Source organism: Bacillus sp. H1a, assembly GCF_000633475.1.
In the GTDB taxonomy this organism is placed as follows: Bacteria; Bacillota; Bacilli; order Bacillales; family Bacillaceae_G; genus Bacillus_A; species Bacillus_A paramycoides.
On record NZ_AYMH01000034.1, the window covers coordinates 78,447 to 84,446 of the forward strand.

Genomic DNA, 6,000 nt, shown 5'->3' on the forward strand with positions numbered 1-6,000 from the left:
ATGAAGCGAGCGCTTATAAACATTGATTATACATATGATTTCGTAGCTGAAAAAGGTGCTTTAACTTGTGGAAAACCAGGTCAAGAAATTGAACGAGAACTTGTTAATATAACGAAGCAATTCATCAAAAATGGAGATTACGTAGTATTTGCAATCGATAAACATGAAGAAAATGATGTATATCATCCTGAAGCGAAATTGTTTCCACCACATAATATAACGGATACAAATGGAAGAGGCTTATTTGGTGAATTACAAGATATATATGAAAAATATAAAACCGCAGAGAATGTATACTATATGGACAAAACACGTTACAGTGCTTTTGCAGGAACGGATTTAGAGATGAAGCTAAGAGAAAGAGGAATAGAGGAAGTACATCTTGTAGGTGTATGTACAGACATTTGTGTTCTTCATACAGCAGTAGATGCTTATAATAAAGGGTTCCAAATTGTTGTTTATGAAAAGGCAGTAGCATCATTTAATGAACAAGGACATGCATTTGCACTTGGACATTTTAAGTCTTGTTTAAATGCAGAAGTGAAGTAAAAAAGAGGCCTTTAAAAAGGTCTTTTTTTTACGTTTAAATAGAGACGACTTGTTGCTGAATTAGTTTCTTTATGAACGGACTAATGTTTTCTGGTAGTTGGTTTAAAGCAAAAGTTTGATAAGTGGCGTTTTAAAATAAAGTCGTAATGTTTATAAAAAATTCCACTGTTATCTCCTTTAAGATGATTAAAAAGGGTATATTTATAGTAAAAAGGAAAAGGACATCTGAAATTGAAAGATTGATTAAGGAACCGTTAATTAAAGGGGCATATTGTTGAAGATGAACTGAGAGTGAAAATCAAAATACATAAGTTAAGAAAGCGATATTTAAAATCAGGATAACAGATGTTCCTAGAAAAAATTTGAACTGATTAAAAAGAATTAACAATAAATCAGCTCTGTATGAAATTTTTATTTTTAAGGAAGTGGATGGATGAATTTATTAACTTTTACTGAGGAATTTTTTAATTATGTAAGGGAGTTTTTGCTTTTAAGATTTATATTATTTGCTTTGATTCTTATGATTTTTTCTTTTGTCATAAACCGTATTATTGATTGGTTTTTTAGGAAGTCAAGCTTTTTGGATGAAGAAGTAGAACAGACGATTCAAAGTGTAATTCGATCAATTGTTAGATATGGAATTGTAGTCAGCCTTATTATTTATCTAATTAGTCAATTTGTAGATATAAAAGGTATTCTTGCGGGTGCAGGGATTGCCGGAGTTGTCATCGGTTTTGCTGCACAACAGATGCTAAAAGATGTTATATTAGGGTTCGCAAGATTAACGGACAAAGAGTTTCGCGTCGGCGATTTTGTTACTTTTAACGGAACAAGTTCAGGAACTATTGAGGAAATCAGTATTCGCTTTATGCAAATTCGTGAATGGTCAGGAAAACTTCTTACCATCCCACATGGAGAGATTAGAACGATACAAAATTTTAATAAAGGCTGGATGCGGGTTATTGAACGGATTACGGTAAGTTATCAGGAAGATCCTACAAGAATAAAGGAATTGTTAGAAGAAGTATGTGTTAACTGCAATGAAAAATTGGGACAAAGCCTACATAGAGTAGAGGATGAGGCTGTTGAACCATTTAAATATATTGGTGTTACAGACTTAAATCCAAACCTTAAATATGTTGGGTACGAATTTTGTATTATAGGTTTGATTAAACCTGAAGATTACTTTGAAACTTCCAGGCAAGTAAGGTTTGAACTAATGTCTATATTCCATAAGAATCAAGTACAAATGCCAGCAGCGAACATGTACGTTCATACCGAAAAATTACAGGGAATCCATGGGAATCAGCTTCACCAGACTGGTAAAGAAAACTAGTTGGTTGGAGATCCTAGGTCAATTCATGAAGCGTGATTGGAAATTAAGGGTACAATTCGGGTTTTTAGGCCGATAGATTTCGATGAGCTTTAGGGGGCATAATACCTCCCGAAAAATTAACTTCAGCACTTGGGCGCAATTCTGCAACAAGAATTGTGCTCTTTTGTTATTTGTAGAATTTAGAAATTTCTTAATGTTATAATGGTAGTTGGTGATGAGAATGAACTTTGACGAAAAAGATATGCAACGTTTAGAAGCATTAAAAAAAATTGCTGAATTACTAAATGAAGCAACAAACTTGCAGGAAATGTTAGAAAAAGTATTACATACATTATTACAAGTTATGAATTTACAAACAGGGTGGATATTTTTTATTGATGAAAAAGGGACACATCGTATGCTTGTAGACCAAAACTTACCGCCAGCTCTTACGTGGCAAGAAAAAAAGCCAATGTGTGAAGGTGACTGTTGGTGTGTAGAACGTTTTGTGAATGGGAGATTGGAAAAAGCGACAAATATTATTGAATGTAAACGTATTGAAGATGCGATTGAATGTAATTGGGGTGAGACAGAAGACATTACACACCACGCGACAATTCCTTTACGTTCTGGATCAGAGAAATTCGGTCTATTAAATGTGGCCTCGCCTCATAAAACACATTTTTCAGAGGAAGAATTAGCGTTATTAGAATCGATCGCATTTCAAATTGGAACAACGATACAACGTATTCAGTTAGTTGAGAAAGAACGAAAATATGTAGTTGTAGCTGAAAGAAATCGGCTCGCACGTGACCTACATGACTCAGTTAAACAATTGCTATTTTCTATTATGCTAACAGCTAAAGGCACTCTTAATATGACTGAAGATAGAGAACTTCAGGAGATGTTGAGTTATATTGGAGAGTTATCGCAAGAAGCATTACAAGAGATGACGTTATTAATTTGGCAATTACGTCCTGAAGGGTTAGAAAAAGGTTTAGTAGAAGGGATTCAAAATTATGGAAAGCTATTAGGAATTCAAGTGGAAGTTCGAATTGATGGGATGGTTTCAATTGGAGATGAAATAGAAGAAGTTTTATGGCGTATTAGTCAAGAAGCGCTACATAATTGTAAAAAACATGCTTCATGTGAAAAAGTATGTGTTCATTTAAGAGTAGAAAATAATAATTTATATTTTTACATAGAAGATGATGGAATAGGATTTGTGCAGGAACAAGTAAGAGAGTCAGCACTTGGCTTAAAAAATATGAAGGAACGCATTCAGTTAATGAGAGGATCATTTCGAATAAAAACAGAGCCGGAAAAGGGGACGAAAATAGAAATTCAATTACCGGTTTGAAAGGGGGAAGTCTGGTGAAGATTAAATTGCTACTGGTAGAAGATCATCATATCGTTCGAAGGGGACTCGTATTCTTTTTGAAATCGAGAGAGGAATTTGAAATAATTGGAGAAGCAGAAAATGGTGAAGAGGCACTAACATTTGTTCAAAAAGAAAAGCCAGATCTAGTATTAATGGATTTATCAATGCCTAAAATGGACGGTATTGAAGCGACAAAGCGTATAAAACAATATGATAAGACAATAAAAATTCTTATGTTAAGTAGTTTTTCAGAACAAGATTATGTTTTACCAGCATTAGAAGCTGGGGCAGATGGTTATCAATTAAAAGAAGTGCAGCCAGATCAACTTGTTGCGTCAATTGTTGCGGTATATCAAGGGAATACGAATTTTCATCCGAAAGTAACACCTGCGCTATTAGGACGTCCGGCAGTCAAGAAAGAAAAAGAGAATCCTTTTTCGATGTTAACGAAAAGGGAGCAAGAAGTACTTCGTGAAATTGCGAAAGGAAGAAGTAATAAGGAGATTGCGGCAGAGCTTCATATTACAGAACAAACGGTTAAAACACATGTTTCTAACGTATTGGCTAAATTGGAAGTAGATGACCGCACACAAGCTGCTTTATATGCGGTGAAACATGGGGCTATTTAGGAGGGGCATATGAAAGAAAAGGCTGTACTACAGAGGTATATGTCAAGTTTAGCTGAGGCTAGTTATTTTAATGGTACAGTACTTATTGCAAAGAATGATGAAATATTATTAAGTGAAGCATTTGGAACAGCGAATTTCACATATAATATTCCTCATACTATTGATACAAAATTTCGAATTGGATCATTAACAAAAGCGTTTACTTGTACAGCAATATTACAACTAGAGGAACGAGGTTTACTTTCAGTAGTAGATTCGATTACAAAATATATAAAGGGGTTCTCTTATGGAGAGGATGTTTCAATTCACCACCTTTTAACTCACACATCGGGTATTTCAAATTTTACAAGTTGGCCTAATTATTGGTCGGATATGATGAGGAAGCCTATATCTAAAGAAGACATGGTGCAACTATTAAAGACGTATCCATTAGAGTTTAAACCAGGTGAGAAATATAGTTATACAAACTCTGGTTATATTTTATTAACAATAATAATTGAGAAAATTACTGGTTTATCATATAAAGAATATATACATAAATATATATGTCAACCACTTCAAATGCATAATACCGGATGTGAGGATGAGAGTAGAGAGATAGTAAAATCTTTATCAACAGGATATACGATATATGGAGATGTAATTCAAACTGAACATATTGATATGTCTATCCCGTTAGGGGCATACGGAATGTATTCGACAGTTAAAGATTTATTTAAATGGCATAAAGCGTTGCGACGTAGTGAGGTGATTTCAGATGCTTCACGTCAAAAAATGTTTACTGCATATTTGAATCATTATGGTTATGGTTGGGCAATCACACAAGAGCGAGAAGGAAATACTTCCGCTAGCCATTTTGGTGATATAAATGGTTTTGTGAATTATATGATTCGATATGAAAAAGATAATATTTGTATTATTGTACTAAGTAATATAAATATTACACCAGTCATAGAGATTGCAAAAAATATAGCTGAAATTATAAATGGGGAAGAGGTTCAGATGCCTCTACCTATAAAGAAGTTTGAGCGGAATTTTGCAAACAAGTTAGAATGTGTGGGGAAGTATGTAACAGAAAACAATGAAGTAATTCAAATTATAGAAACGAAAAATAAACTCTATGTTATAGTTCCGAAACGTTATGGTGTATTATATAAACTTGAGCTTCACTTCTGTTCTTTGCGAGATGAAGTTGCAACATTCCGAACGACATACGTAGATGAAAAGATAGAAATAAATACAAAAACAGGATTATTACGTTACAAAGATGTTATGGGGAAATACATAAAAGCTAATAAAATAAGTAGTGATGCCAAATAAAGGTTTTTCTTCTTTCGATTATTAGGTACAATAAAGCTTCTATGGAAGGGGAAGATACGTTATGCCTGGTATAAAAAGTGAGATTGGAAAAATTCAGGCTTCGTTAAATGGTTTATCACCGAAATTGCGAAGTATTGCCGAACATATTTTGAAACATCCACAAGATGTTGTACATAAATCTATTACGGAATTAGCTGAGGTTACGAATAGTTCAGAAGCAACGATATTTCGATTATGCAAACACCTTGGTTTTCAAGGGTTTCAAGATTTAAAGATCACATTAGCTCGTGAGATTGTACATACACCGATGCAAAATATTCATGAGGAAGTATCGGTAGAAGATAATATGGTCACTGTCGCTAAAAAAGTTTTTCATTCACATATTACAGGACTACAAGATACATTACATTTATTAAATGATAACGCACTGGAACAAGCAGTAAGTGCGCTGAATGAGGCGAAACGAATTGAGTTTTATGGAAATGGTGGATCTGGTATTATCGCGATGGATGCTTACCATAAGTTTATGAGAACAGGTATTTCTTGTATTGCTCATACGGATTCTCATTTTCAAATTATGGGGGCGGGCTTACTGACAAAAGAAGCAGTTGTCATTGCAATTTCTCATTCGGGCAGTAATAAAGGATTACTTGAAGTGTTAGAAGTAGCAAAAACAAAAGGAGCACGTATTATTGCGATTACGAGCTATCAAAAGTCGGCATTAAGTCAACTTGCTGACATAACGTTACATACTTCGACGCGTGAGACGGAGTTCCGTACAGAAGGAGGGCACTGAAAAACTTGCG

The 6,000-nt window shown here is 34.2% G+C and carries 5 protein-coding genes and 2 pseudogenes; 6 read left to right on the forward strand and 1 reads right to left on the reverse strand.

Features of this window, described 5'->3' with window-relative positions; translation table 11 throughout:
- Nucleotides 1-549 carry an isochorismatase family cysteine hydrolase gene (locus U860_RS0116300; protein ID WP_025149397.1) on the forward strand — a complete coding sequence of 183 codons (549 nt, stop codon included), beginning with the start codon at nt 1-3 and terminating at the stop codon, nt 547-549.
- Between the two features lie 34 nt (nt 550-583).
- Here U860_RS0116300 and U860_RS37020 read toward each other — a convergent pair.
- A pseudogene (locus U860_RS37020) lies at nt 584-667 on the reverse strand (DNA mismatch repair protein MutT); the annotation flags it as partial.
- Nucleotides 668-982: 315 nt separating this feature from the next.
- Between U860_RS37020 and U860_RS0116305 the strand changes: the two are divergent.
- From U860_RS0116305 to U860_RS0116325, 5 genes and pseudogenes are all read left to right on the forward strand, one after another.
- Nucleotides 983-1,885: a mechanosensitive ion channel family protein gene (locus U860_RS0116305; RefSeq protein WP_025149398.1), complete on the forward strand. Its 903-nt coding sequence runs from the start codon at nt 983-985 to the stop codon at nt 1,883-1,885.
- Between the two features lie 241 nt (nt 1,886-2,126).
- Nucleotides 2,127-3,224: a GAF domain-containing sensor histidine kinase gene (locus U860_RS0116310; RefSeq protein ID WP_240184481.1), complete on the forward strand. Its 1,098-nt coding sequence runs from the start codon at nt 2,127-2,129 to the stop codon at nt 3,222-3,224.
- A 14-nt stretch (nt 3,225-3,238) separates the two neighbouring features.
- Nucleotides 3,239-3,874 carry a response regulator transcription factor gene (locus U860_RS0116315; protein WP_025149400.1) on the forward strand — a complete coding sequence of 212 codons (636 nt, stop codon included), beginning with the start codon at nt 3,239-3,241 and terminating at the stop codon, nt 3,872-3,874.
- A gap of 9 nt (nt 3,875-3,883) precedes the next feature.
- Nucleotides 3,884-5,194, forward strand: a complete 1,311-nt coding sequence (locus tag U860_RS0116320) for a serine hydrolase domain-containing protein (protein WP_025149401.1) — start codon at nt 3,884-3,886, stop codon at nt 5,192-5,194.
- A 61-nt stretch (nt 5,195-5,255) separates the two neighbouring features.
- A pseudogene (locus U860_RS0116325) lies at nt 5,256-5,978 on the forward strand (MurR/RpiR family transcriptional regulator); the annotation flags it as partial.
- Between the last annotated feature and the right edge of the window lie 22 nt (nt 5,979-6,000).

Bases quoted from the DNA above. Each gene is read 5' to 3' on its own strand.
- U860_RS0116300 (WP_025149397.1), top strand. From the start codon at position 1: ATGAAGCGAGCGCTTATAAACATTGATTATACATATGATTTCGTAGCT.
- U860_RS0116305 (WP_025149398.1), top strand. From the start codon at position 983: ATGAATTTATTAACTTTTACTGAGGAATTTTTTAATTATGTAAGGGAG.
- U860_RS0116310 (WP_240184481.1), top strand. From the start codon at position 2,127: ATGCAACGTTTAGAAGCATTAAAAAAAATTGCTGAATTACTAAATGAA.
- U860_RS0116320 (WP_025149401.1), top strand. From the start codon at position 3,884: ATGAAAGAAAAGGCTGTACTACAGAGGTATATGTCAAGTTTAGCTGAG.